Source organism: Vescimonas sanitatis, assembly GCF_049060325.1.
Lineage (GTDB): Bacteria > Bacillota > Clostridia > Oscillospirales > Oscillospiraceae > Vescimonas > Vescimonas sanitatis.
Window position 1 is genome coordinate 23,594 of record NZ_JBMGPW010000002.1, and the last position, 26,736, is coordinate 50,329.

The 26,736-nt window shown below is 62.4% G+C and carries 27 protein-coding genes; 14 read left to right on the plus strand and 13 right to left on the minus strand.

Annotation, left to right across the window (positions count from 1 at the left end; translation table 11 throughout):
• Window positions 1-21: 21 nt before the first annotated feature.
• A complete protein-coding gene (locus tag ACOMDU_RS03000) occupies window positions 22-1,503 on the minus strand; it encodes a DUF1846 domain-containing protein (protein ID WP_421128962.1) in 1,482 nt (493 codons plus the stop codon).
• Between the two features lie 197 nt (window positions 1,504-1,700).
• Between ACOMDU_RS03000 and ACOMDU_RS03005 the strand changes: the two genes are divergently transcribed.
• From ACOMDU_RS03005 to ACOMDU_RS03065, 13 genes are all read left to right on the plus strand, one after another.
• The gene (locus ACOMDU_RS03005) at window positions 1,701-1,895 is read left to right on the plus strand and encodes a hypothetical protein (protein WP_022136152.1); all 195 of its coding nucleotides are present in this window, start codon (window positions 1,701-1,703) and stop codon (window positions 1,893-1,895) included.
• Between the two features lie 50 nt (window positions 1,896-1,945).
• Window positions 1,946-2,170, plus strand: coding sequence for a hypothetical protein (locus tag ACOMDU_RS03010; protein WP_421128963.1), 225 nt, complete (start codon window positions 1,946-1,948; stop codon window positions 2,168-2,170).
• Window positions 2,171-2,428: 258 nt separating this feature from the next.
• The gene (locus ACOMDU_RS03015; protein ID WP_421128964.1) at window positions 2,429-3,202 is read left to right on the plus strand and encodes an acyl-CoA dehydratase activase; all 774 of its coding nucleotides are present in this window, start codon (window positions 2,429-2,431) and stop codon (window positions 3,200-3,202) included.
• A gap of 45 nt (window positions 3,203-3,247) precedes the next feature.
• The gene (locus tag ACOMDU_RS03020; protein WP_421128965.1) at window positions 3,248-4,489 is read left to right on the plus strand and encodes a 2-hydroxyacyl-CoA dehydratase subunit D; all 1,242 of its coding nucleotides are present in this window, start codon (window positions 3,248-3,250) and stop codon (window positions 4,487-4,489) included.
• Between the two features lie 3 nt (window positions 4,490-4,492).
• Window positions 4,493-5,605: a 2-hydroxyacyl-CoA dehydratase subunit D gene (locus tag ACOMDU_RS03025; protein ID WP_421128966.1), complete on the plus strand. Its 1,113-nt coding sequence runs from the start codon at window positions 4,493-4,495 to the stop codon at window positions 5,603-5,605.
• 37 nt (window positions 5,606-5,642) lie between these two features.
• Window positions 5,643-6,887 (plus strand): CaiB/BaiF CoA transferase family protein, encoded by a 1,245-nt coding sequence (locus tag ACOMDU_RS03030; protein WP_421128967.1) that lies wholly within the window; start codon window positions 5,643-5,645, stop codon window positions 6,885-6,887.
• A gap of 212 nt (window positions 6,888-7,099) precedes the next feature.
• Window positions 7,100-8,101 carry an NAD(P)-dependent oxidoreductase gene (locus ACOMDU_RS03035; protein ID WP_421128968.1) on the plus strand — a complete coding sequence of 334 codons (1,002 nt, stop codon included), beginning with the start codon at window positions 7,100-7,102 and terminating at the stop codon, window positions 8,099-8,101.
• Window positions 8,102-8,138: 37 nt separating this feature from the next.
• A complete protein-coding gene (locus tag ACOMDU_RS03040; RefSeq protein ID WP_421128969.1) occupies window positions 8,139-9,278 on the plus strand; it encodes an acyl-CoA dehydrogenase family protein in 1,140 nt (379 codons plus the stop codon).
• A gap of 22 nt (window positions 9,279-9,300) precedes the next feature.
• Window positions 9,301-10,101: an acryloyl-CoA reductase electron transfer subunit gamma gene (gene acrB / locus ACOMDU_RS03045; RefSeq protein ID WP_421128970.1), complete on the plus strand. Its 801-nt coding sequence runs from the start codon at window positions 9,301-9,303 to the stop codon at window positions 10,099-10,101.
• 15 nt (window positions 10,102-10,116) lie between these two features.
• The gene (gene acrA, locus ACOMDU_RS03050) at window positions 10,117-11,229 is read left to right on the plus strand and encodes an acryloyl-CoA reductase electron transfer subunit beta (RefSeq protein WP_421128971.1); all 1,113 of its coding nucleotides are present in this window, start codon (window positions 10,117-10,119) and stop codon (window positions 11,227-11,229) included.
• A 127-nt stretch (window positions 11,230-11,356) separates the two neighbouring features.
• Window positions 11,357-12,082 (plus strand): FadR/GntR family transcriptional regulator, encoded by a 726-nt coding sequence (locus tag ACOMDU_RS03055; protein ID WP_421128972.1) that lies wholly within the window; start codon window positions 11,357-11,359, stop codon window positions 12,080-12,082.
• A gap of 59 nt (window positions 12,083-12,141) precedes the next feature.
• Complete coding sequence (locus ACOMDU_RS03060; protein WP_421128973.1) at window positions 12,142-12,399, plus strand: hypothetical protein; 258 nt, start codon at window positions 12,142-12,144, stop codon at window positions 12,397-12,399.
• Window positions 12,400-12,538: 139 nt separating this feature from the next.
• A complete protein-coding gene (locus ACOMDU_RS03065; RefSeq protein WP_421128974.1) occupies window positions 12,539-13,720 on the plus strand; it encodes an InlB B-repeat-containing protein in 1,182 nt (393 codons plus the stop codon).
• A 75-nt stretch (window positions 13,721-13,795) separates the two neighbouring features.
• On the opposite strand, the gene ribF is transcribed toward ACOMDU_RS03065, so the two are convergent.
• From ribF to ACOMDU_RS03125, 12 genes are all read right to left on the minus strand, one after another.
• Window positions 13,796-14,695, minus strand: coding sequence for a riboflavin biosynthesis protein RibF (gene ribF, locus ACOMDU_RS03070; protein WP_421128976.1), 900 nt, complete (start codon window positions 14,693-14,695; stop codon window positions 13,796-13,798).
• Window positions 14,692-15,555, minus strand: coding sequence for a tRNA pseudouridine(55) synthase TruB (gene truB / locus ACOMDU_RS03075; protein WP_421128977.1), 864 nt, complete (start codon window positions 15,553-15,555; stop codon window positions 14,692-14,694). Before truB ends, ribF begins: the two co-directional genes overlap by 4 nt.
• Window position 15,556: 1 nt before the next feature.
• Complete coding sequence (locus ACOMDU_RS03080; RefSeq protein ID WP_421128978.1) at window positions 15,557-16,510, minus strand: DHH family phosphoesterase; 954 nt, start codon at window positions 16,508-16,510, stop codon at window positions 15,557-15,559.
• On the minus strand, window positions 16,507-16,893 hold the full coding sequence (gene rbfA / locus ACOMDU_RS03085; protein ID WP_022136314.1) for a 30S ribosome-binding factor RbfA: 387 nt from the start codon (window positions 16,891-16,893) through the stop codon (window positions 16,507-16,509). Before rbfA ends, ACOMDU_RS03080 begins: the two co-directional genes overlap by 4 nt.
• A gap of 60 nt (window positions 16,894-16,953) precedes the next feature.
• Complete coding sequence (gene infB / locus ACOMDU_RS03090) at window positions 16,954-19,317, minus strand: translation initiation factor IF-2 (RefSeq protein ID WP_421129277.1); 2,364 nt, start codon at window positions 19,315-19,317, stop codon at window positions 16,954-16,956.
• A 66-nt stretch (window positions 19,318-19,383) separates the two neighbouring features.
• Complete coding sequence (locus tag ACOMDU_RS03095) at window positions 19,384-20,067, minus strand: L7Ae/L30e/S12e/Gadd45 family ribosomal protein (RefSeq protein ID WP_421128979.1); 684 nt, start codon at window positions 20,065-20,067, stop codon at window positions 19,384-19,386.
• Entirely contained in the window at window positions 20,064-20,333 is a 270-nt protein-coding gene (rnpM, locus tag ACOMDU_RS03100) for an RNase P modulator RnpM (RefSeq protein WP_421128981.1), read from the minus strand. Before rnpM ends, ACOMDU_RS03095 begins: the two co-directional genes overlap by 4 nt.
• 28 nt (window positions 20,334-20,361) lie before the next feature.
• Window positions 20,362-21,414, minus strand: coding sequence for a transcription termination factor NusA (gene nusA / locus ACOMDU_RS03105; protein WP_022136318.1), 1,053 nt, complete (start codon window positions 21,412-21,414; stop codon window positions 20,362-20,364).
• Between the two features lie 34 nt (window positions 21,415-21,448).
• Window positions 21,449-21,904: a ribosome maturation factor RimP gene (locus ACOMDU_RS03110; protein WP_421128982.1), complete on the minus strand. Its 456-nt coding sequence runs from the start codon at window positions 21,902-21,904 to the stop codon at window positions 21,449-21,451.
• 192 nt (window positions 21,905-22,096) lie between these two features.
• Window positions 22,097-22,915: a metal ABC transporter permease gene (locus tag ACOMDU_RS03115; protein WP_421128984.1), complete on the minus strand. Its 819-nt coding sequence runs from the start codon at window positions 22,913-22,915 to the stop codon at window positions 22,097-22,099.
• Window positions 22,912-23,631 (minus strand): metal ABC transporter ATP-binding protein, encoded by a 720-nt coding sequence (locus ACOMDU_RS03120; protein WP_421128986.1) that lies wholly within the window; start codon window positions 23,629-23,631, stop codon window positions 22,912-22,914. The genes ACOMDU_RS03115 and ACOMDU_RS03120 overlap by 4 nt, the downstream gene beginning before the upstream one ends.
• Window positions 23,631-24,635 (minus strand): metal ABC transporter substrate-binding protein, encoded by a 1,005-nt coding sequence (locus ACOMDU_RS03125; RefSeq protein WP_421128987.1) that lies wholly within the window; start codon window positions 24,633-24,635, stop codon window positions 23,631-23,633. The genes ACOMDU_RS03120 and ACOMDU_RS03125 overlap by 1 nt, the downstream gene beginning before the upstream one ends.
• A gap of 470 nt (window positions 24,636-25,105) precedes the next feature.
• Between ACOMDU_RS03125 and ACOMDU_RS03130 the strand changes: the two genes are divergently transcribed.
• Entirely contained in the window at window positions 25,106-26,686 is a 1,581-nt protein-coding gene (locus ACOMDU_RS03130; protein ID WP_421128988.1) for a sodium-dependent transporter, read from the plus strand.
• Window positions 26,687-26,736 lie beyond the last annotated feature (50 nt).

Below are 26,736 nucleotides of genomic sequence, written 5' to 3' on the forward strand. Positions count from 1 at the left end.
GGCGCGGGCACAGACGCTTATTTACTTGTGATACAGGCTCTTGACCTCATATTTCGCCTCGCAGCTGACGTTGATGCCCAGCCGCTTATACAGCTTGGCGTCCTCCTCGGAGATGATGACCGAGAAGTGGGCCTCGCAGCCCCGCAGGTTCTTCAGCTGCGCCTGCACCATGGCCGCCAGGGGATTCGTCAGACCGGAGATCGCCAGCGCGATCAGCACCTCATCCGAGTGCAGCCGGGGATTTCGGTGGCCCAGGCAGCCGGTCTTCATGGCGCTGATAGGTTCGATCACCGACGGGGGGATCAGGTCCAGCTTGTGGTCAATGCCCGCCATCTTCTTCAGCGCGTTCAGCAGCAGCGCCGCCGACGCGCCCAGCAGGGGAGAGGTCCGCCCGGTCACCACGCTGCCGTCCGGCAGCACCATGGCGCCCGCCGGCTTTCCGGTGGCCTCCGCCTTTTCCAGCGAGGCCGCCACCGCCGGGCAGATGTCCGGCGTCACGCCGGCCTGCTGCATCACCAGCTCCAGCTTCCGCACCACGCACTCGTCCGCCTGCCCCTTGGCCCGTTCCACGCACCCGGTGTAGTACCGGCGCAGGATCTCCATCCGGCTGGCCTCCTGACACACCGCGTCGTCCACGATGGCGAAGCCCGCCATGTTCACGCCCATGTCCGTGGGGGACTTGTAGGGGCACTCGCCCTGGATCATCCGGAACATGGCCGCCAGCACCGGGAAGATCTCCACGTCCCGGTTGTAATTCACCGTGGTCTTGCCGTAGGCCTCCAGGTGGAACGGGTCGATCATGTTCACGTCGTTCAGGTCTGCCGTGGCCGCCTCATAGGCCAGGTTCACCGGGTGCTTCAGCGGCAGGTTCCAGATGGGGAACGTCTCGTACTTGGCGTAGCCCGCCCGGATACCCCGCCGGTTGTCGTGGTACAGCTGGCTCAGGCAGGTGGCCATCTTGCCGCTGCCGGGGCCGGGGGCCGTCACCACGATCAGCGGCCGGGTCGTCTCAATATATTCGTTCTTGCCCAGGCCCTCGTCGGACACGATGTGCGCCACGTCCGAGGGATACCCGGCGATGGGATAGTGCTTATAGCTCTTCACGCCAAGGGCGCTCAGCCGCTTGATAAAGGCGTCCGCCGCCGGCTGGCCGGCGTACTGGGTGATGACCACGCTGCCCACATAGAAGCCCAGCCCCCGGAATACGTCGATCAGCCGCAGCACGTCCACGTCGTAGCTGATACCCAGGTCGCCGCGCATCTTGTTCTTCTCGATGTCCCCGGCGCAGATGGCCACCACGATCTCCACGTCGTCCTTCAGCGTCTGCAGCATCCGTATCTTGCTGTCCGGCTGGAACCCCGGCAGCACACGGGAGGCGTGGTAATCGTCAAACAGCTTGCCGCCGAACTCCAGATACAGCTTGCCGCCGAACTGGGCGCGCCGCGCCGTGATGTGCTCCGCCTGTAATTGCAGGTACTTTTCGTTGTCAAATCCGATCTTCACCCTGATCCACCTCTGTCTCTCCAAAATATCGTCTGCTATTATACAATATCTTGTGGGGCAGGGAAAGAAGAAATCACAACTTTCCCGGGGGAAAATGTGACGAACTTTGACTGTGTTTTTTGGCAAAACCCACCGTTGCTTTTTGCTTCCGGCGGGGGTATACTAAAAATTACCCCCATTTTGCAGGAGGAGTGTCTATGCGTTTTCACGTTATCTGGCGCAAGAGCCACGAGCCGGAGGAGGCCTATCGCGACTTCTTCGAGACAAACGATATTTACGAGGCCAAGGATTTCGCCATGCGCCTGGCCTTTGACGAGACGAACTGCGTCTACGTCCGCGACGAGAAGCGGGACGAGATCGTCCGCGACTTCGACGCGGAGGTCTACCGCTGAAACTCATAAACCCACTGCCTCCGGCCATACTAAGGCCGGAGGTGATTTTTATGCCCAAACGCAAGCGCAGCCGGGAGGGCTTTCCCTATGACGCTACACCGGACGTCCACCACTTTCCCGGCGTACCGCGCAGCAGCTTCGACCTGGTGAATATGTACGGCACCTATAACATTCAGCCCACGTCTGACACGGAGAACACCTTTCCCCTCATCGCCCCCGGCCTGCCCAAGGCCTACCGGAACATGAAGCTGGACAAACACGACCTGGAGCCGTGAACCGCAGAAAGCCGCATGGCGCGAGCGCGCCATGCGGCTTTCCCATACTGCCATGACGAGTTTCCAAAGAAAACGCAACATTGTCCCGGAAAAATCCGGAAAGTTTTAATCATTTAAAGTGCGGCTCGGTACAATGCACAAATAATTGTTATTTCTTTGGCAATTCGCATAATTGACGCAAATTTCACAAACCCGTATAATATAAGTAAACTGGTAAGACCAGTGGCGCCGTTTACGCGCCCGGTCAGGGAGGTTTCCATGTACACCTTAGGTATCGACATCGGCAGCACCACTTCCAAGTGCGCCGTTCTTAAAGACGGAAAAGAGCTGGTGGCCCACAGCCTCCAAACCGGCGGCCTGGGCACCGGCGGGCCGGAGGAGGCGCTGGCGCAGCTGTGGCAGACCAGCGGCCTGACCCGGGCCGATATGGCCTGCGCCTTTGTCACCGGCTACGGCCGCAAAAACTACGAGGGCGCCGACGGCGAGATCAGCGAGCTGACGGCCCACGCCCTGGGCGGGCGCTTCGTGTTCCCGGACCTGCGTACCGTCATCGACATCGGCGGGCAGGATGCCAAGGTCATCGCCCTGTCGCCCTCCGGCAAGATGGTAAACTTCGTCATGAACGATAAGTGCGCCGCCGGTACAGGGCGGTTTCTGGATGTGATGGCCTCTATCCTCCGCCTGGATGTGGACGATCTGGATGCCGAGGCCGCCAAGGCCGCGGCCCCCGCCGCTATCTCCAGCACCTGCACCGTGTTCGCCGAGAGCGAGGTCATCAGTCAGCTGGCTAACGGCGTCAGGCGCCCCGACCTGGTGGCGGGCATCTGCCGCAGCGTGGCCAGCCGCGTGGCGGCCCTGGCCCGGCGGGCGGGCGTCACGGAGCAGGTCTGTCTCTCCGGCGGTGTGGCCCGGAATGACGCGGTGCGGCAGGCGCTCAGCGACGAGCTGAACGTCCCCGTCAGTGTGGACCCGCTGGCCCAGTATTTCGGCGCCATCGGCGCGGCCCTGTGGGCATATAAGCAGACGACATGAATAAACAGAAATATGTTTCGATAAAAGCTGTGAGGAGGAACTGAAATGGCAGAAGAAGTGAAGAAGGTGCCTAAGCCGGTGGATCCCAATTCCGCCAAGTATAAGCTGGGCAAGATCGCGGCGGACGCCTATGTGGATGCCATCGAGGCCAAGAAGCGGGGCGAGAAGGTGGCTTGGGTCTCCAGCAACTTCCCTGTGGAGATCCCGGAGACTATGGGCATCGCCACCGTGTATCCCGAAAATCAGGCCGCCGGCATCGCCGCCCGCGGCGCGGGCACGAGAATGTGCGAGGTGGCGGAGTCCGAGGGCTACTCCAACGACATCTGCGCCTACGCCCGCGTGTCCCTGGCCTACGCCAAGCTGAAGTCCTGTCCCGAGCAGGACGTGGCCATGCCCGACGTACTGCTGTGCTGCAGCAACATCTGCTCCTGCATGATCAAGTGGTACGAGAACCTGGCCCGTGAGCTGAATATCCCCATGATCCTGCTGGATATCCCCTTCAATCCCGACTATGAGGTGTCCGACGCGGAGGTGGCCTACGTCACCGGCCAGTTCTGGGATGCCGTGAAGCAGCTGGAGGAGATCACCGGCAAGAAGTGGTCTGACGAGAAGTTCCAGGAGGTCACCGGCTTCAGCTGCCGTTCCAGCCGCGCCTGGCTGGCGGCCACCGGCTGCGCCAGGTATGTGCCGTCCCCCTTCAACGGCTTCGACCTGCTGAACCACATGGCCGTCATGGTCACGGCCCGGGGCAAGTCCACCGCCGCCGACGCCATGGAGACGCTGCTGAAGGAGTACGAGGACAACCACAAAAACGGTACCTCCACCTTCCGCGGCGAGGAGAAGTACCGCATCATGTTTGAGGGCATCGCCTGCTGGCCGTACCTGCGTGCCACCAGCACCGGCCTGAAGTCCCGTGGCATCAACATGGTCACGACGATCTACGCCGACGCCTTCGGCTTCGACTACAACACCTTTGACGAGATGATCCGCGCCTACTGCAAGGTGCCCAACGCCATCAATTTGGAGATGAGCCGCGACAAGCGCATCAAGCTCTGCAAGGACAACCATGTGGAGGGTATGCTGGTGCATACCAACCGCTCCTGCAAGCTGTGGAGCGGCTTCATGTACGAGATGAGCCGCCAGATCGGCAAGGCCTGCGATATCCCCGTGGTCAGCTTCGACGGCGATCAGGCCGACCCCCGCAACTTCTCCGAGGCCCAGTACGACACCCGTGTGCAGGGTCTGACGGAGATCATGGAAGCCAACAAGGCTGCGAAAGGAGTGTAAGGCATGAACGACATCCTCAACAAGCTGCATGAGGCAGCAGCCTCTCCCCGCGCGCAGATGGACGGCTATCTGGCGCAGGGCAAAAAGATCGTCCTGTGCGCTCCTGTTTACACTCCCGAGGAGCTTATCCACGCCATGGGCTTCGTCCCTATGGGAGCCTGGGGCGGCGATGTAGCGCTGAACCGCGCCAAGGAATACTGTCCCGCCTTCCTGTGCGCCATTGTCCAGTCCCTGCTGGAGCTGGGCATCAGCGGTGCCTACGAGGGCGCGTCCGCTATCGTCATCCCCTCCTTGTGCGATACCCTCAAGACCGTGGGCGAGAACTGGAAGTACGCCGTGCCGTCCATCCCCTTCATCCCCATGACCTATCCCCAGAACCGCAAGCCCGTCTACGGCGTGGCCTATACCAAGGCCGGCTATGAGCGCGTGATCCGCGACCTGGAGAAGCTGGGCGGCGCCTTCTCCGAGGAGAAGCTGCTTGCCTCCATCAAGATCTACAACCGCCACAACGCCGCCATGCGGAAGATCGACGAGCTGCTGGCTGTTCACCCGGAGATCACCGCCGCCCAGCGCAGCGACATCTTCAAGAGCGCCTTCTTCATGACCAAGGAGGAGCACACCGATCTGGTGGAGGCGCTCATTGAGAAGCTGGAAGCCAAGACTCCCGCCGCGGAGAAGCTGCCCATCGTCATCTCCGGCATCCTGACGGACGCCCCGGCGCTGAACGCCATTCTGGACGAAATGGGTCTGCACATCGTGGCCGACGACGTGGCCGCCCAGTCCCGCCAGTACCGCACCGACGCACCGGAGCGCGATGACGCCCTGAACGCGCTGGCCGAGAAGTTCGCCGCCATGGGCAACTGCTCTGTGCTGTACGATCAGGAGAAGAACCGGGTGAAGTGGATCGTGGACACCGCCAAGGCGAGAAGCGCCAAGGGTGTTCTGGTGGTGCTGACCAAGTTCTGCGACCCGGAGGAGTTCGACTATGTGATGATCAAGAAGGCCTGCGAGGCCGCCGACCTGCCCCTGACGCTGGTGGAGGTGGACCGTCAGATGGTGCGGTTTGAGCAGGTGCGAACCAACCTCGAGACCTTCCGCGACCTGCTGAAAATGTAAGCAACACACCATTTATTAACATACATGGAGGAACGATATGAGTGAAGTAAAGCGTCCCCTCGAGGGCGTAAAGGTGCTGGAGCTGGCCACCTTTATCGCCGCCCCCTGCTGCGCCCGCTTTCTGGCGGATCTGGGCGCCGAGGTCATCAAGGTCGAGGCTCCCGCCGGCGACCCCCTGCGCTATACCGCCGTCAACGAGGGCCGTCCCCAGGACCAGAAGGAGAACACCTCCTACGATCTGGAGAACGCCGGCAAGACCTGCGTCTGCCTGAACACCAAGACCCCCGCCGGCCGTGAGGCACTGGAGAAGCTCATCGCCGAGGCGGACATCTTCATCACCAACTGGCGGCAGAACCCTCTGAAAAAGGCCGGTCTGGACTATGAGACGCTCCACGCCAAGTACCCCAGGCTGGTGTATGGCTTCGTGTCCGGCTACGGCGAGAAGGGCCCCGACAAGGACCTGCCCGGCTTCGACTTCACCGCTTTCTTTGCCCGCGGCGGTATCCTGGGCACCCTGTTTGACAAGGACGCCCTGCCCATGCTGACCATCGCCGGCTTCGGCGACCATCAGGTGGGTATGTACCTGGCCTCCGGCGTGCTGGCGGCCCTGTACCGCGCCCGCGAGACGGGCATCGGCGACCGCGTGGTGGTCTCCCTGTTCCACAGTGCCATCTGGGATGTCTCCCTGCTGCTGCAGGCCAGCCAGTACGGCGACCCCACCACCCAGTACCCCCTGTCCCGCCGTACCCTGCCCAATCCCCTGGTGGTGGCCCACAAGACCAAGGACAACAAGTGGCTCCAGATCGCCATGCCCCAGTACAACCGCCACTATCCCATCTTTATGAGCGCCATCGGCCATCCCGAGCTGGCCGAGGATCCACGCTACTATCCCCAGACCAACCTACAGGCCAACATCGAGGAGTTCTACGACTTCCTGGTGGCCGAGATGGCCAGCCGCACCCTGGACGAGTGGTGCAAGCTGATGGACGCCAACGATCTGCCCTACGCCGTGGCCCAGACCTGGGACCAGCTGCTGGTGGATAAGCAGGCATGGGCCTCCGGCTGCTTCTACGAGATGGAATATTCCAACGGCAATAAACGCACCATGGTCCGGCCTCCCGTTATCTTCGAGGAGACGGAGCTGCCGCCCTATAACCGCGGTCCGTACCTGGGCGAGCAGACCGAACTGGTGCTGAAGAACCTGGGCTACACCGACGAGCAGGTGGCCGCCATGATCGCCGCCGGCGAGGCGGTGCCCATGGATCCTTCCCTGAAAGACTGACGGCGGGATATTTTCCGCCCTGCCATCGTCAAACCGTCTCGACGTACACACGGTACGCCATCGCCGGTTTGCCATCGGCAGAACGAAAAATCTCTCCGCCGTAGGCGGAGCGCGACGAACACGAACACCCCGGCGACTTGAGGAAAAGCAAACTATAGGGCGCGGCGCGTTGAGGAGCGCGCCGCCACCCGAAAATATGAAGGAGAAGAATCATGAAAATCGCTGCTTATGAAGTACGTCCCGACGAAAAGCCCGTTATCGAGAACCTGTGCAAAAAATATGGCATCGACCTGATCTCCACTCCCGCAAATCTGGATAAGACCACCGCCCATATGGCCGCCGGCTGCGACGGTGTTACCACCCTGGGCCAGAGCGACTATTCCAACGCCGTTCTGGACGAGCTGAAGGGCTATGGCGTGCAGGTGCTGGCCAGCCGCTGTGTGGGCTATAACCACATGAACTGCGGCTATGCCCGCTCTCTGGGCTTCCGCCTGTGCAACGGCGCTTACGCGCCCAACGGCGTGGCGGAATACACCGTTATGGCCATCCTGATGTGCATCCGCAAGTTCAAGAAGGCGCTGTACAACACCAACGACAACGACTTCACCCTGAAGGGCAAGATGGGCCGCGAGCTGCGCACCATGACCGTGGGCGTCATGGGCACCGGCAAGATCGGCTTCACCATCATCAAGTGCCTCAGCGGCTTCGGCTGCCGTATCATCGCCAACGATGTCTATGAGAACGACGCCGTCCGTGCGTACGCCGAGTATGTAGACCTGGACACCCTGTACCGTGAGTCCGACATCATCACCATCCACACCCCGCTGCTGCCGGAGACCACCGGCATGATCGACCGCGAGGCCATCGCCAAGATGAAGGATGGCGTGGTGTTCATCGATAACGCCCGGGGCGAGCTGATGGATATCGATGCCGTCACCGAGGCAGTGGAGTCCGGCAAGTTCGGCGCGCTGTTCATGGATGCCTTCCCCGGCGAGACCGGCATCATCCACGTTCCCCACGATGAGGACATCATCCGTACCCCCGGTATGCCCTACTTCAAGCTGAAGTACCTGCGCTCCTTCGTCAACGTGTACCACACGCCCCACATGGCCTTCTTCACCGAAGAGGCCGCGGAGCAGATGGCCGAGTGCGGCGTCAACAGCATCTATGAGATTTTGACAGAGGGTAAGTCCAAGCACGAGATCCCCTGCTGAGCAGAGCAGTGACCCATACTTTAACAGGAGGAAAACTATGATTTTCGACGCAAAGCATGAAATGATCCGCAAGCTGGTCCGCCAGTTTGCCGAGACCGAGCTCACCACCGAGGTCCTTGACAAGGTGGAGGAGACCGGCGAGTTTCCCGAGGAGATCGTGGACAAGATGGCCAAGTGCGGCTTCCTTGGCCTGAAGATTCCCCGCGAATACGGCGGTGCCGGTGCCGACACCCTGGCCTATGTCATCATGATCGAGGAGATTGCCCGTGTCTCTGCTGTGGCCAGCCTGTACGCCAATACCCCCAACTCTCTGGGCGGCGGCCCCCTGATGCAGGCGGGCACCCCCGAGCAGCTGGAGAAGTATCTCCGTCCCTCCGTGGAGAACAAGGTGAAGATCGTCTTCGGCCTCACCGAGCCGGGCGCCGGCTCCGACGCCAGCAGCATGGTCACCACCGCCGTGAAGGATGGCGACGACTACATCCTCAACGGCCGTAAGTGCTTTATCTCCGGTGCACCCCTGGCCGACTACTGCATCGTCTACGCCAAGACCGACATGAGCCGCGGCAATAAGGGTATCTCCGCCTTTATCGTGGACATGAAGGCCCCCGGTGTCTCCTGCGGCAAGCACGAGGCCAAGATGGGTCTGGTGGGCTACGCCACCTCCGACGTGGTGCTGGAGGATGTCCGCGTCCACAAGAGCGATATGCTGGGCAAGGAGAACAGGGGCTTTATCAACGCCATGAAGACCCTGGACGGCGGCCGTCTGGGTGTGTCCGCCCAGTCCATCGGTCTGGCCCAGGGCTGCCTGGATGAGGCCATCAAGTACTCCAAGGAGCGCGTCCAGTTCGGCAAGCCCATCTGCAAGAACCAGGCCATCGCCTTCATGCTGGCGGATATGGCAACCAAGCTGACCGCCGCCAAGGAGCTGGTCTATATGGCCGCCCAGATGAAGGACAGAAATGACCCCAACGCCTCCATGTACTGCTCCATGGCCAAGTACTTCGCCTCCGAGACGTGCAACGAGATCGCCGCCAAGGCGGTGCAGATCCACGGCGGCTACGGGTACATCAAGGAGTACCCCGTCGAGCGTAAGTACCGCGACTGCCGCGTGTTCACCATCTACGAGGGGACCTCTCAGGTCCAGCAGATGGTCATCTCCGGCAATTTGCTGAAGTAATGCGGAAAGGAGCAAGAATAGAATGAAGCTTATCGTATGTGTCAAGCAGGTGCCGGATACCTCCGGCAAGGTGGCCGTCAACGCCGACGGCACGCTGGACCGTGCCTCCATGCAGACCATCATCAACCCCGATGATATGAACGCCGTCGAGGCCGCCCTGGCCCTGAAGGATCAGCTGGGCTGCCCCGTTATCGCCGTGTCCATGGGCCCCCCGCCCGCCGCCGGTATGCTGCTGGAGCTGAAGGCCATGGGCGTGGACAAGGCCGTGCTGGTGTCCGCCCGTGAGTTCGGCGGCTCCGACACCTTCGCCACCTCCCAGATTTTGGCCGCCGCCATCAAGAACCTGGGCGTGGACAAGGACGACATCATCTTCTGCGGCCGTCAGGCCATCGACGGCGACACCGCCCAGGTGGGCCCCCAGATCGCCGAAAAGCTGGAGATCCCCCAGGTGTCCTATGTGGCCGACATCGAGAAGCACGGCGACACCCTCACCGTCCGCCGTATGCTGGAGGACGGCTATATGACCGTGCAGGTGCAGACCCCCTGCCTGCTGACCTGCATCAAGGAGCTGAACACCCCCCGCTACATGACCATCCGGGGCATCCTGGACTGCGACGCCGAGCCCGTCACCGTGCTGGACTACAACGCGCTGAAGGACGATCCCCTCATCGAGGTGGACACCATCGGCCTGAAGGGTTCTCCCACCAATATCTACAAGAGCTTTACGCCTCCCCGCAAGGGCAGCGGCATGATGCTGGAGGGCAGCGGCAAGGAGACCGTGGAGCAGCTGTTCGGCATCCTGTCCGCCAAGCACATCATCTGAGAAGGGAGAAACGATATGTCTACTTTTATGAATACCGATCCCAAGGCCTTCTCCGGCGTGTGGGTCTTTTGCGAGCAGCGGCAGGGCAAGATGATGCCCACCACCTTTGAGCTGATCTCCGAGGGGCGCAAGCTGGCCGACGAGCTGGGTGTGCAGCTCAGCGGCATCCTGCTGGGCGACAACGTGGACGGCATCGCCGCGGAGCTGGGCGGCTACGGCGCGGATAAGGTCTACGTCTACAACAGCCCCCTGCTGAAGGACTACACCACCGACGCCTACACCAAGATCATCACTGACGCGGTGCACGAGTTCAAGCCCGAGATCATGCTGTTCGGCGCCAGCCACATCGGCCGCGACCTGGCGCCCCGCTGCGCCGCCCGTCTCCACACCGGCCTGTGCGCCGACTGCACCCACCTGGACGTGGATCTCAACGGCTACATCAACTTCCTGCGCACCGGCTCCTCTCTGGACGTGGACAGCATGAGCTTCGAGACCAAGCTCTTTGACGTCAACACCAACCTGAAGATGACCCGTCCCGCCTTCGGCGGCCACCTGATGGCCACCATCGTCTGCCCCCGCTTCCGCCCCGCCATGGCCACCGTGCGCCCCGGCGTGATGAAGAAGCGCGAGTTTGACGAGAACGGCGCGAGCAAGGTGGAGCTCATCCACCCCGCCTTTACCCTCACCGAGGCCGACATCCACACCAAGGTGCTGGAGATCGTCAAGGCCGCCCGCGCCATGGTGGATCTCACCGGCGCTGAGGTGGTGGTCTCCGTGGGCCGCGGCATCGCCAAGGACGTGGAGAAGGGCATCGCCCTGGCCGAGGAGCTGGCCGCCCTCATGGGCGGCGTGGTGGGCGCGTCCCGCGCCGTGGTGGACGCCGGCTGGATGACCGCCGACCATCAGGTGGGACAGACCGGCAAGACCGTCCATCCCCGCATCTACGTGGCGCTGGGCATCTCCGGTGCCATCCAGCACAAGGCCGGCATGCAGGACTCCGAGTGCATCATCGCCGTCAACAAGAGCGACGTGGCCCCCATCTTCGAGGTGGCGGATTACGGCATCTGCGGCGACCTGTTCAAGGTTGTCCCCATGATGATCGAGGAAATGAAAGCCCTGAAGAAGTAATATCCCCCTCCCCACAGCGGGAAAGCCCGAAGGCGCCGTCCTCCGGGCTTTCCTGCATCCTGCCCTTGCTATTTTCCCCGGGATGCGCTATACTGTCCGGGTATTTTCTGTGAAAGGAGGGCCTTCCATGCCGGAAGCCGTACATATCCCCTGGCAGCCCATCGGCGGCGGGCGGGCCAGCGAGGCCATCTATGACCAGCTGCGGGAGCTTATCACCTCCGGAGTGCTGAAGCCCGGCGACCGCCTGCCCTCCGAGCGTGCCATGATGGAGCAGCTCCACCGTTCCCGTCCCACCATCCGCGAGGCCCTGCGTATGCTGGAGCAGGGCGGCTATGTGGCCTCCACCCACGGCGCCAGCGGCGCCGTGGTGCAGGAGCTGACCATCGACGGCGTGGAGCAGCCGCTGTCGGCCATGCTCCAGCTGAACCAGATATCTCTGGAGGAGCTGGGCGAGTACCGCGCCGTCAACGACGGCACCATCGCCGGCTGGGCGGCCCGGCGCCGCACCGACGAGGATCTGGCGGCGCTGGACAGCTGCCTCACGGCGGCGGAGCAGGCCCTGGGCGATTACCGCCGCTTTGCTGAGCTGGACGTCCGTTTCCACAGTCTGCTCTCCCGCGCCACCGGCAACCAGGTGGCCATGATCGTCACCGATGTCCTGGGCCAGGTGGAGCAGCACACCCTGCTGAAAAAGATGGAGACGCTGAACGACAGCGCGTGTCTGGCCCTGGAACGCCGTATTCTGGCGCGCCACCGGGAGATACTGAGCGCTATCCACCGGCAGGATGACGCGGCCGCCAAACAGGCCATGCGTGAGCACACCCGCGCCGCCGCCACTGATCTGAAGGTCTGACCCCCCAAAGCCTTCCCCCTGGGGGTGGTTTCAAAAGGAGGGGGCCGGAGCCCCCTCCTTTGTCGTTTCAAGGGGATAGGATTCTTAAGGAAAGGGGGAAATTCGAAATCCCCCTTTCCTTAAGTGGCGTTCTTTGGCTGCTTTCTTTCGACACGAAAAGAAAGCAGCTCGCGCCCGCAGGCGCGAAATCCTCCCTGCTGCCCCGCAGCGCCAAAAAACGCCCTCGCCCCGCCGCAGGCGGCATTTTCTCCGCCCTCAACGCCCATTTCCTGCCAAATTTTCCTGTTTTTATTCCCGGTAACAGAAAAAATGTGTAAAATTTCCATAAAAAGGCTGGACAAACGGTGTAAATGTGCTATAATCTGACTATCCGCAGAGGTACCTCTGCATTTGCGTTTTAATACACATTAAAACGAGCGCACCTGCGGAAATCTACTACCATAAGGGGAATGAACAATGAAAAAAGTATTAGCAACCATTCTGGCCCTGGTCATGGCCCTGGCACTGTGCAGCGTCAGCTGGGCGGATGCAACAGAGGTCAAGACAGAGGCGGAACTGACCGCCGCTGTTAGCAATGGCGGCGAGATCAAGCTGGCCGCAGATATTACGCTGACTTCTACACTCAATCTTGCAAAGGACGTTACTATTGACGGCCAGGGCAAGTATACCATCAAGGCGGCTGACAACTTTACTTCCGGCAGCGATAATAAGACCGCCTGTGTTTTGTATGTTTCCGCCACGGTCACATTAAAAGATGTTACCGTGAACGGCAACGAAAAGTGCCGTGTGATTTTCTGCGACAAGGGCAAGCTGACCATTGATGGTGCGACCATCACGAACGGCAAGGCTCCCAATTTTATCGGCGGTGTTTATATGACCAGCAGCGCGTCGTTTGAGATGAACTCCGGCAGTATCGTCGGCAACAAAAACGTTGAAAAGTATCAGGACGACAATTATTTACAGTACAGTTCCGATCTGTGGATCGGTGCCAATGCCACCGGTGCACTGACTGCGATCAACGGCGGTACCATCGGCAATGTGTTTGTGAATTCCAATGCGTATTCTGCCAGCAACCCCGGTAGCTTTACGATGAATGGCGGTACGGTTACCAATCTTTATGTGGAGCATGATAAGGGTTACGGTGCAAAGTTTAAATACACCGACGGTACCATTGAGCATCTGTATCTCTCCAAAGAAAACGGAAACGGCCAGTCCATCGAAGTGACACCGGTCAAGGGTACAGACTATAGCGGAGGTGTCAGCGAGGAGCAGATGGTTACTGTCACTCTGAATTATAACGATAACCAGGCTACCCCGGCAAAAGCGCTTAAGGTGGCAAAAGACAGCACCATTACCCTGCCTGCCCCCACCCGCAGCGGGTATACCTTCGCAGGCTGGTATGATGGTACCACAAAGGTGGATGCTGAATACAAAGCTGTGAATAACATTACTCTCACCGCCAAGTGGACATCCACTTCCTCCGGCGGCTATTACTACTACCAGCCCACCACCGACACCAAGACCACCGACACCAAGGGCAGCCCCAAGACCTTCGACGCAGGCATTGCTCTGTATGTCGGCATGGCGCTGACCTCCGCCGCCGGCGTGGCGTTTGTGGGCAAAAAGCGCGAGGACTGACACCGTTTTCCGCGGTGTCTTACCCCGGCGCCGTGTGAAATAACAGAAGAGGCCCCCCGTCAGGGGTGCCTTTTCTCATGCCTCAAAATAGGCTTCTGCCTGCTGAATATTCCGCTGTATCTCCTGACGCAGCGCCTCCAGCGTGTCGAACCTCTGCTCGCCCCGCAGCCGGCGGCAGAACTCCACCCGGAGCTCCTGCCCGTACAGGTCGCCCTCGAAGCCCAGCAGGTACGTCTCCACGGACACCTGATCGCTGTCGGACACCGTGGGCCGCGTGCCCACGTTGGTCACGCCGGCGCACCGCCGTCCGTCCGGCAGAAATACCTCCGTCACGTACACCCCGTGCGCCGGGGCCAGCACGTGCTCCGGCACCGCCAGGTTTACCGTGGGGATGCCGATGGTCCGCCCGATCCGCTGTCCGTGCTGCACCGTCTGGCTCAGGCAGTGCCGGTGGCCCAGAAAGTCCGCCGCGCGCTCCATGTCGCCCGCCTCCACCAGCGTCCGGATGTACGTGGAGCTGACCGTGATGCCCTCCCGCTGTACCGGCGGGATGATGTCGCACCCGATGTCCATCTCCGCGCACTTCTGCCGCAAAAGCTGCACGTTCCCGGCGTTTTTATGGCCGAACCGGTGGTCGTGCCCGGCCACGAAGTGCACCGCGCCGTATGTCCCGATCAGCATTTCCAGATAGGCCTCCCACGGCATGGTCATCATCTCCCGGTCAAAGGGCGCGAAAATGACCCGCTCGATGCCGTACAGACGCTCCATCAGCCCCTGCCGGTCCCGGTTGGAGTTGATCAGGTACACGGGCTGCCCCGTGACCACCTCCTTCGGCGGCCGGTCAAAGGTGAATGCCGCGGGGACGGCTCCCAGCTCCCGGGCGCGCTCCGCCGTCTTCCGCAGCAGTGCGCCGTGGCCCCGGTGCACGCCGTCGAAGAAGCCCAGGGCGATAACTGTCTTTTCCAAGTTGTTCACGCTCCGAAAAAGTTTTTCTCTGATGTCAGAACACCCGCTTCCCAGCGGCTCAGGCACAGAAACGCCCCATCCGGGCTGTACACCCGGTACAGCCCCGGCTGCAAGCCCTCCGCCGCCAGCGGATTGCCGCACAGGCACCGTCTGTGGTCCCGTTCACCGGCGATGTGATAGGCCGGGTACTGCCGGAACAGCGAGTCGGTAGGGGAGAGCAGGGCCTCGCCCTGCGCCTGTACGTCCTCAATACTGCGGCTCTCCGCCAGTGTAAACCCGGCGGCCATGGTCCGCCGCAGAGCGCTCATGCATCCGCCGCAGCCCAGCGCCTGCCCGATGTCGTGGCACAGCGCCCGCACATACGTGCCCTTGCTGCACCGTATCCGCAGCCGCCAGTCGCCGTCCTCCGGCTCCAGCAGCGCCAGCTCGTGTATGGTCACCCGCCGTGGGGGCCGTTCGATCTCCTGCCCCTTCCGGGCCAGCTGATACAGCTTCTGCCCGTTGATCTTGATAGCCGAGTACATGGGCGGCACCTGGTCGATCTCCCCGGTGAACCGCGCCAGCACGTCCTCCAGCTGCGCCCGCGTCACGGACACAGGGCGCTCCGCCACCACCTCGCCGGTGGTATCCTGGGTGTTGGTCGTCAGCCCCAGCCGCAGCCCCGCGACGTACTCCTTGTCCCCGCCCTCGGCGTAGGACACCGCCCGCGTGGCGTTTCCCACGAACACTGGCAGCACGCCGGTGGCCATGGGGTCCAGCGTTCCGGCGTGGCCCACCTTTTTCGTTTTCAGTATGCCCCGCAGCTTGCCGCACACGTCCATGCTGGTCCATCCCGCGGGCTTGTCGATAATGATGATCCCGTCGGCCATGTTATCCCATGACCTCCGTATAGGCCGCCAGAATGGCCGCCTTCGCTTCGTCCAGGGTGCCGTCCACCGTGGCCCCGGCGGCGCCCCTGTGGCCGCCGCCGCCCAGCACGCGGCATACGGTGCTGGCGTCCACCCGCGGTCCCGTCCGCAGCGACAGCTTCACCCGTCCCGGCTTCAGCTCCCGCAGCGTGATGCCGCAGTCGGTGCCCTGCACCAGCGCCGCCAGACTGCTCAGCTCCTCCACGTCGGACTCGGCAGCGCCCAGCTCCCGGCACAGCGCCAGAGGGATGGACATCACCACCACCCGGCCGTTGTCATACAGCTCCATGTCCGCCACCATCCGGGCCTCCATGGCCAGCCGCACCGGCGACTTCGTGCGGAACAGCGCCTTGTTCACCGGCCCCACGTCGATGCCCCGATCCATCAGCGCGGCGGCGATGCGGTGCGTCCGCGCCGTGGTGTTGGCATAGACGAAGCACCCGCAGTCTGTGGACACCGCCACATACAGCGCCATGGCCATCTCCGGCGTGATGTCCGTCAGCCTGCCCACGATCTCATACACGATCTCGCCGCAGGCGGCGGCCTCCGCGTCCAGGCACGTCCGTTCCGCGAAGAACTCCTGGGATCCGTGGTGGTCGATGGCCAGGCAGATGTCGTTTTTATACGGCACCGCGTTCTCCGGCAGCAAATTCAGCGCCGCGATGTCCACCGACACCACGCTCTGCGGCACATAGCCCTTCGGTGCCCACAGCCCCTCGGCGTAGGGCGTGTACGTCTCCGTGATCTCCGGGTTTTCCAGCAGATACGCCGTCCGGCCCAGCGCCCGCAGGGCGCGGCACAGCGCGGCGGCGCAGCCCACCGTGTCCCCATCCGGGCGCACGTGGGTCAGGATCAGCACGCCGTCCAGCGTCCGCAGAAAGTCCGCTGTCTCCTGCACCGTCAGCCGCGCGCTCATTCCCGGTCCTCCGGCAGCACGATGTCCGCGTTGGCGGGGTTGGCGGGCTTCACGTGGTTCAGCAGATCCAGAATGTGCGCGCCGTGGGCGATGGAGTCGTCCATGAAGAACTGCAGCTCCGGCGTGTAGCGCAGGTCGATGGCCTGGCCCAGCTCGTGCCGCAGATATCCGGCCGCAGACTTCAGCCCCTTCATCAGGCCCTTTTCATCCGCGCAGTTCAGCGCGCTGATATACACCCGCGCGTACCGCAGGTCGCTGGTGGTGTCCACCCGCGTGATGGTCAGCATCCCCTCGGATACCCGCGGGTCCTTTACGGTGCGGAGCAGGGCGCTCAGCTCCTTGCGTATCTCCTCATTGATGCGTCCGATGCGGTTTCCGGCCATAGGGCGCTCCTCCTTTCAAGAAAAAGATGGGTGGGCGCTCGCCCACCCATCGGCTGTTTGTTATACCTCGATCTGCTCCATGGTGAAGGCCTCCACGATGTCGCCTTCCTTGATGTCGTTGAATTTCTCGATGCTCAGGCCGCACTCGTAGCCGGCCTGCACCTCCTTCACGGAGTCCTTGAACCGCTGCAGGGAGGCCAGCACGCCCTCGTGGATCACGATGCCGTCGCGGACCAGCCGTACCTGGCAGTCCTTGCGCTGCAGCTTGCCGTCCTGCACGTAGCAGCCGGCAACGGTGCCCACGCCGGACACCTTGTACGTCTGGCGCACCTCGGCGTGGCCCAGCAGCACCTCGCGGAACTTGGGGGCCAGCATGCCCTTCATGGCGGCCTCGATCTCGTTGATGGCATCGTAGATCACGCGGTACATCCGCATATCCACGTTGGCCCGGGCGGCACTGTCGCGGGCGGCGGCGTCCGGCCGGACGTTGAAGCCCACGATGATGGCCTGAGAGGTGGACGCCAGCATGACGTCGCTCTCGTTGATGGCGCCCACGCCGCCGTGGATCACGCGCACACGGACCTCCTCGTTGCTCAGCTTCTCCAGCGAGGACTTCACCGCCTCCACGCTGCCCTGCACGTCCGCCTTGACGATCAGGTTCAGGTTCTTCATCTCGCCGGCCTGGATCTGGCTGAACAGATCCTCCAGCGACACCTTGGTCACAGGGGCGTTGGCCTTGGCCTTCTCCTCGGCCTTGCGCTGCTCCACCAGCTCGCGGGCCAGCTTTTCGTCGGCCACGGCGTTGAAGGTAGCGCCGGCGGAGGGTGCCTCGCTCAGACCCGTGATCTCCACGGGCACGCTGGGGCCGGCCTCGGTGATGCGCTGGCCCTTGTCACTGACCATGGCACGCACGCGGCCCACAGAGGTACCGGCGATGATGATGTCGCCCTGATGCAGCGTACCGTTCTGTACCAACAGGGTGGCCACGGGGCCGCGGCCCTTGTCCAGACGGGCCTCGATCACGGTGCCCTGCGCCGCGCGGTTGGGGTTGGCCTTCAGCTCGCCCACCTCGGCGGTCAGCGTCAGCATCTCCAGCAGATTGTCCACGCCCATGCCGGTCTTGGCGGAGATGGGGCACACGATGGTGTCGCCGCCCCACTCCTCGCACACTAGGCCGTACTCGGTCAGCTGCTGCTTGATGCGCTCGGGGTTGGCCTCGGGCTTATCCATCTTGTTGATGGCCACGATAATGGGGATACCGGCGGCCTTGGCGTGGTTGATGGACTCCACCGTCTGGGGCATGATGCCGTCCTCGGCGGCCACCACCAGAATGGCGATATCCGTCACCATGGCGCCGCGGGCGCGCATGGAGGTAAAGGCCTCATGGCCGGGGGTATCCAAAAATGTGATGGGCTTGCCGTTGATCTGCACCTGATAGGCGCCGATGTGCTGGGTGATGCCGCCGGCCTCGCCGCTGGCCACGTGGGCGTTGCGGATATAGTCCAGCAGGCTGGTTTTGCCGTGGTCCACGTGGCCCATGACCACCACCACGGGTGCCCGGGGCACCAGATCCTCGTCCTTGTCCTGATGGTCGTCGATCAGGCGCTCCTCGATGGTGACGACGACCTCCTTCTCTACCTTGCAGCCCATCTCCTCGGCGATGATGGCGGCGGTGTCGAAGTCGATCATCTGGCTCAGGGAGGCCATCACGCCGTTCTTCATCAGGCACTTGACCACCTCTGCGCCGGTCTTCTTCATCCGGCTGGCCAGCTCGCCCACGCTGATCTCGTCGGGGATCTGCACGGTCACAGGGGTCTTCTTGATGACCTCCAGCCGCAGCTTCCGCAGCCGGTCGGCCTCCTCCTGCTTGCGCTTGTTGCTGGCGAAGTTATTGTCCCGCCGCTGCTTATTGCTGCGGAACTTCTCCTTGCCCTGTGGGGCCTGCTGGTCCCGCTTACCGCTGCTGCGGGCGTCGGCCATATCCTGCAATTTCTCGTCGTACTTGTCCAGATTGACGTTGGTGGCCTTGCGGGTGTCCACCACCTGCCGCTGGGGCACGCGGGACATGGGCTGTTTGGGCTGCTCCGCCTTGGGCGCGCCGCCCTGCTGGGGCTTGCCGCCCTGCTGGGGCTTGCCGCCCTGGCCCTGACCCTGTACCGGCGCGGATGCGTTCTGCGCCGGCTTGGCGGCGGGCTTCTCCGCCTTCTTCTCCTCCGGCTTGGCGCCCTCGGCGAAGATCACCGCGATGCTGCTCACCGGGTTGTGCTGGGTCAGATACTCAAAGATCAGGCTCAGCTCCCGGTCCTCCAGCACCTGCATATGATTTTTGGGCGTTTCGGCGTACTTGGTCAGGATCTCCGTGATCTCCTTCGTGGACACACCGAAGTCCTTGGCCACCTCATGCACTCTGTATTTGTTAGCGATACTACCCAAATAAAGCCACCTCCATCTCAGTTGCTCGCACCGCGCTCACGGCGCGCTGTGTTCCTGTTATCTGCCGGTCGTCTTCCGGCTTCCCTTGCCTTTCTTTACCGGACGCGCGTTTTCATACCGTGCGCCGGGGGCCTCCTTCTTTGCCGGCCGTTTATCCCTGGGCGGGCGGCCGTTCCGTTCCTTATAGACCCGGTCGGGGCGTCCCTCCGGATACTCCCGCCGCGGCGGACGCCGGTGTTCCGGCGCGGGGGGCCTGTGCTCCGGTGCCGGAGGCTCCGGAGACGCGTGGGGCGGCTCCGGCGGCTTGCCGCCGTGAACGCGGTGCCTGCCCTGGCGCAGGTTCTTCTCGTGCTGTAATTGCTCTTCCTTCCGTTCCCTTGCCCGCTTGGCCTTCAGGTCCAGCGCCTCCGCCGCCGCGCCGTAGATCTCCGGCTCCGCCGCCGCCAGCTTCTTCACCAGCGACTGGGCGAACCCGATGTCCGTCACCGCGCACATGGCCACGCTGGTCCGGCCCAGCGCCCGGCCGAAATCCTCCTTGTCCGCCGGGAAGGGCAGGCACAGACAGCTGCCTGCCCGGCCGAAGCTGTACGCCCGCCGCACCGAGGATGCCGCCGCGTCCCGCGCCGTAAAGATGACCCTGGCCTTCTTGGCCCGTGCCGCCGCGCCTACGGGTTCCTCGCCCACGGCCACCGCACCGGCGCGCAGCGCCAGACCCAAAGTGGATAACAAATGCTCTGTCACAGTGCCACCATCTGCCCTTCCAGCGCGTCGTACACCTCCGCCGGTATGGCGGTGTCGAAGGCGCGCTCCAGCGCACGGCTTTTCCGTGCTTTTTTCAGGCACTCCGGGTCCGGGCACACGTACGCGCCCCGGCCGGATCTCTTTCCGGTGCTGTCCAGCAGTATCTCCCCCTCCGGGGTCTTCACGATACGCAGCAGCGCCTTTTTGTCCTTCATTTCCCGGCAGCCCACACATTGCCGCTGGGGTATCTTTCGGGTCTTCTGCATCGCTGCCGTTCCTTTCCGCAGCCGCCGCTTACTCCGCGTTGGCCGCCTTGATGTCGATCTTATAGCCGGTCAGCCGCGCGGCCAGACGGGCGTTCTGCCCCTCCTTGCCGATGGCCAGACTCAGCTGGTCTGCGGGCACCGTCACGCGGCAGGCCTTGCCCTCGTCGGCCAGCTGCACGCTGACCACATCCGCCGGCGCCAGCGCCGCGGCGATAAACTCCGCCGGGTCCTCGCTGTACTTCACGATGTCGATCTTCTCGCCCCGCAGTTCGTCCACGATGGCGTTCACGCGCTGGCCCCTGGGGCCCACGCACGCGCCGATGGCGTCCACGTTGGGGTCCTCGGACCACACGGCGATCTTCGTGCGGTTGCCGGCCTCCCGGGCGATGGACCGCACCTCCACGGTGCCGTCGTAGATCTCCGGCACCTCCAGCTCAAACAGCCGCTTCACCAGACCGGGGTGGGTGCGGGAGATCATCACCTGCGGCCCGCGCGTGCTGCGGCGCACCTCCACCAGATACACCTTCACCATCTGCCCCTCGTGCAGCTCCTCGCCGGGCACCTGCTCGTTCATGGTCAGCACAGCCTCCGTGGCCTCGCTGCCGCTGCCGATCCGCAGGATCACATTGCCGTTCCGGGGGTCGATGCGGCTGACGGTGCCGGTGAGGATCTCGTGCTGCTTGCTGCCCCACTCGTCATAGATCATGCCGTGCTCGGCTTCCCGCAGGCCCTGGATGATGACCTGCTTGCCGTTGCCGGCGGCGATGCGGCCGAATTCCACGGACTCCACCGGGAAGTTCACCATGCCGCCCAGCTCGTTCTTGGCGGAGATGCGCTTGGCCTCCTCCAGCGAGATCTGGCTGGCGGGGTTCTCCACCTCCTCCACGATCTCCTTCTGGACGTACATTTTCAGGTCCTTCTTCTCCTCATCCACGTCCACCACCACATACTCCACGCCCTCGTGGTCGCGCTTATAGGCGGTGGTCAGCGCCTGGATGATCTTGCCCATCATAAAGCTCTGGGGAATGCCCCGTTCCTTTTCCAGCATAGCCAGTGCCGCGAAGATCTCGTCACATTTCATGGTCGTTTCTCCTTCTATCTCAAGTCGTGTTGTCTCAGAATTCTACCCGCAGGCGCACCAGCGCCGTCTCGTTCTTCTCAAAGCGTACCGTCTCGCCGCCCATGTCCAGCAGCACCGCGCCGTCTTCATAGCCAGCCAGGGTCCCGGCGAACTCCTTGCGCCCGTCCTTGGGCTGGTACGTTTTCACCAGCACGGGGCTGCCCATGAACTGCGCAAAATCCCCCGGCCGCTTCAGCTGGCGCTCCAGCCCCGCCGAGCCCACCTCGAACACGTAGCTGCTCTCGATGGGGTCCGCCTCGTCCAGCAGATCGCTGACCGTGCGGCTGATGGCCTCGCAGTCCAGAATGTCCACGCCGCCGTCCTTGTCCAGATACAGCCGCAGGTACCACTGTCCCGCCTCCCGGACGTACTCTACATCCCAGATGCGGCAGCCCTGCGCCTGCACCGCCGGCTCCGCCAGCGCCCATACGACCTCGGTGATCTTTTTCACAGCAAGCCCTCCAACAGAACGTCCCGGTCATCATAGAACGATGACCATTAAAAAAAGCGGACGATCTCGTCCACTCCAGTCAATACCTTAACCTTACGTACACACATAGCATACCATATAAGCACACGAAACGCAAGGGTTTTTCCGCAAAAAGCACCCGCAAAATAGGTCGAAAAGCTGAAAAGAACGCCCTTAGGACGCTCTTTTCAGCTTCATAACGCCTCTCGACAGCAAAAACGCCGCCAAATTTACCAGCACCACCGTGGCGCCCACCGGCGTGCCCCACAGGTACGACCCGGTCAGCCCCACGCAGAAGCACACCACGCTCAGCCCTGCGGCGCAGATGACCACGCCCCGGAAGCTCCGCAGCAGCGTCATGGCCGTCAGCGCCGGGAAGATGACCAGACTGGAGATCAGCATCGCGCCCATCATCCGCATACCCAGCACGATGGTCAGGGCCGTCAGCACCGACAGGATGGTGTTGTACAGCCCCACCTTCACCCCGGTGGCCCGGGCGAAGCTCTCGTCGAAGGTGATGGCGAACAGCCGATGGTAAAACAGCACATACAGCACCAGTACCGCCGCGCACAGCCCCACGCTCAGTGCCACATCCGCCCGGTCCATGGCCAGGATGGAGCCGAACATAAAGCTGTCCACATCCGTGGTCATGCCGGTGGTCAGACTTGTCACCACCACGCCCACGGCCAGCGCCGACGCGCTGACCACCGCGATGGCCGCGTCCGCGCCCATCCGGCTTCTCTCCGTCATCCGCAGCAGCCCCAGTGCCGCCAGCACCACCACCGGGATAGACACCGGCAGCGGCGCCCAGCCGCAGGCCAGTGCGATGCTCAGTGCGCCGAAGGACACATGGCTCAGCCCGTCGCCGATCATGGAGTACCGCTTCAGCACCAGCGGTACGCCCAGCAGCGCCGCGCACAGCGCCACCAGGATACCCACCACAAAAGCCCGCAGGATGAACGGGTATGTGAACATTTCCAGCAGTAAGCTCATGCCTCGTCACCTCCGAACCGTTTGCCCCAGGGGGACGTTAGATAGTCCGCCGCCGTGCCGAAAAAGTACGTTCCGTGGCCGGCGTGCAGAATGTGGTCGGCGTAGCGCAGGGCGCTGCGTATATCGTGTGTCACCGCCACGATGGCGATGCGCTCCTGCTTGTTCAGGTATTCCAGCGTGCGGTACAGCTCCTGGGCTGCCGCCGGGTCCAGCCCCGTCACCGGCTCGTCCAGGATCAGCAGCTCACCGGCGGCGCACAGGGCCCGCGCCAGCAGCACCCGCTGCTGCTGCCCGCCGGACAGCTCCCGGTAGCACCGGTCCTTCAGCTCCAGCACGCCCAGCTTGCCCATGTGCATCAGCGCGGTGGACTTCTCCTTCGGCGTGTAGAAAAACCGCATTCCCTTCCCGCTGAGAAAGCCGCTGCGCACTACCTCCGTCACCGTGGCGGGAAAGTCCTTCTGCGCCTTTGTCTGCTGGGGCAGATAGCCGATGGCGCCGGAGCGCAGGGAGGGCGAACGTACGATCTCGCCCGCCATGGGGTGCAGCAGCCCCAGCAGGCTCTTCACCAGCGTGGACTTGCCGCTGCCGTTCTCGCCCACGATGCACACATAGTCGCCGCTGTGTACCTGAAAGCTCAGGTGCTCCCACACCGGCTTGCCCTCATAGCCCAGCGCTGCATCCCGGCAGTCCAACAATATGCGTTTCTCCTGTTCCATCAGGACAGTCCCTCCTTCAGTGCCGCCGCGTTGGCGGTCATCAGACTGATATAGGTGGCTCCGCCGTCGAATTCCGCCCGGCTCACCGTCTGGCAGGAGTGGAATGTCCGCACCTGCGCCCCGGTGGTCTCGGCGATGGCCTGCGCCACCTTCCGGCTGCTCAGCTCGATGGTGTATACCACCGGTATCTCCTGCTCCTCCACCACGTCGATCAGATATTTCAGCGTGGCGAGGGACGGCTCCGTGTCTCCCGCGCAGCCGTGGAACGCCGCCCGGTAATCCAAATCATATTCCCTACAGAAATACAGCAGCGGGAACCGATCGCCGAACACCAGCAGCCGCCGTGCCGCATGGCCCGTGATGTCCCGGAATGTCTCGTCCAGCGCCTGCAATTCGTCCAGATAGTCCGCCAGCCGAGCCCGATAGCCGTCGGCATTGTCCGGATCGGCCTCACACAGCGTATCGCAGATGGCCCGGCACAGGGCCATGGCGTTCACCGGCGATGTCCAGATGTGCTCGTCGTACTCTATTTCCTCTTCGTGGCCATCGTGCAGATGCCCGTCATGCGCCTCATGGTCATCGTGCTCGCCATGTTCGTCATGTGCGTGGTCATGGCCGCCCTGCATCCCCTCGGCGTACTCCTCCCGGTATGTCTCCACGCAGTCCATCATAGCCAGCCGGTAGGGGATAGCCTCGCCTGCCGCGTCCAGAATGTCCTCCACCCACAGCTCGCTTTCCCCGCCGTTGTAGAGGAACACCTCCGCCTCGCTGACGGCGATCACGTCCAGCGGCGTGGGCTCAAAGCTGTGTGTCTCCCGCCCGGCGGGCACCAGCAGCTGTACGTCCACCGCGTCCCCGCCGATCTGCCGCACAAAGTCGTAGTAGGGGAACAGCGTGCACACCACGTTCAGTTTCCCGCTTTGCGGACGATCCTGCCGCCCGCAGCCCGCCAGCGTCAGCGCCAATACCGCCGCCAGCACCAGCGCCCGGAACCGTCTCATCATCCCCCACCTCCCTGCAAAGAATCAGGAACAGTATACCACACTTCTCCCCGAAAGAAAACCCCCGCGCCCCTGCCGTTCTTCTCGTCGCCGCGTTAAAATTTTACCGATCAAGTTTCTTGAAAAGAAAATCATTCGCCGTCTGTTGCAAAAATCCCGGAACCCCGCCAAAAACTGAATGGTTCAATGTAAAAAAAGAAGCAAAAACCATATAAAATATGTGGAAAAATCCGTTCATAGAATGTTAAAAATGTACAATATGGCGCTCAATTTTTATAAAAACTGCTAATTGCGGGCGGAAAGAGTTTCCTGTATACTTTTTTCAGGTAGCCTTGAAGGGATTTTATCCCGTGAGGAAATACCTGCGGGGCATGGCGGTGCCCCGTGCCGTTTCCTGTCAATAGACGGGCGCGGTAAAATTTACCAACTCCTGCGTCGATGTAGGAGCAAAAATCTGTTAAGGAGAGAAAACAATGGAAGAAAGAAAAGGCTTTGGAACCAATTTCGGGTTCCTGATGGCCGCGGTCGGCTCGGCAGTCGGCCTGGGCAACATCTGGGGCTTCCCCAATAAGATGGGCGCCTCCGGCGGCTTCACGTTCCTCATCATCTATCTGATCCTGGCGGTCCTGTGCGGCTTCATCGTCATGGTGGGCGAGCTGGCCATCGGCCGCAAGACCGGCCACGGCGCCGTGGGCGCGTACAAGGCTCTGTCCAAGAAGTTCAAGTGGATGGGCTGGCTGGGCATCCTGTCCGCCTTCTTCATCCTGTTCTTCTACTGCGCACTGGGCGGCTACTGCATCAAGTACACCGTTCTGAACATCGGCGATCTGTTCGGTGCCGGCTTCGGCTCCAATGGCCTGTCCGGCGGCGAAATTTTCGGCAACTTCCTGGGCAGTCCCGTTGAGGGTGTTATCTACGGCCTTATTTTCGTGGCGCTGACCATGCTCATCGTTATGGGCGGCGTCGGCGGCGGCATCGAGAAGGTCTGCTCCGTGGGTATGCCCGCCCTGTTCGTGGCCCTGCTGATCTGCATCATCCGCGCCTGCACCCTGGAGGGTACCGACGTGGCCGTGCAGATCCTGCAGGCGGACGGTTCTCTTGTGGAGGGCGTTGTTAACGGCAGTGCTCTGGACGGTCTGAAGTACATGTTCTCCCCCGGCTGGGCGGCCAATGTCGGCTATTATGTGCCCGCCAAGGCGGTTGTTGACGGCGTGGAGGTTTCCTCCATCATGGTCAATGGCGTGGCACAGGCCATCGTCTCCTACCAGTCCGGCGCTCCCAGCATCTTTAACGTTGTTTCCACCGCTGGCGGCCAGATGTTCTTCTCCCTGTCTCTGGGCATGGGCGCCATGATCACCTACGGCTCCTACCTGCAGAAGAAGGAGAACCTGCAGAAGAACGCCCTGCTGATCATCATCATGGATACCATGGTGGCCCTGATGGCCGGTCTGTGCGTCATGCCCGCCCGCTTCGCGCTGGATCCCGCCGGCAACATCGGCGGCCCCAAGCTGCTGTTTATCACCATGCAGAACGTGTTCCACTCCATGGGCACACTGGGCCCCATCTTCGGCATCCTGTTCTATCTGCTGGTGGTGTTTGCCGCCATCTCCTCCTCCATCTCCCTGCTGGAGGTCATCGTGGCCCACTTTGTGGATAAGGCCCGTATCGAGGGCAAGGGCGACAAGCGCAAGAAGTACACCCTGATCGCCGCGGCTCTGGTGGGCCTGGGCTGCATCCTGGTCTGCGCCGACTGCCTGGGTTCCAGCGGTATCGCACCGGCCAATATACTGAATATAGCGGAACCCAAGAACTGGGCGGCTGACTGGCTGGACTTCTGGGATGCACTGTCCGAGGGCGTTATGATGCCGCTGGGCGCCCTGCTGATGTGCCTGATGATCGGCTGGGAGGTCGGCCCCGAGTTCGTCAAGGAAGAGGCGGAGCAGTCCGGTCATGCCATGGGCAGCTACGGCTTCTTCAAGGTCTGCGTCAAGTTCATCACCCCGCTGTGCATGGTCCTCATCCTGTACGGCCAGATCAAGGATTTCTTCTTCTAAGTAAATGCAGAACGCCGGAGCAATGCTCCGGCGTTCTTTCTGCCATAAAA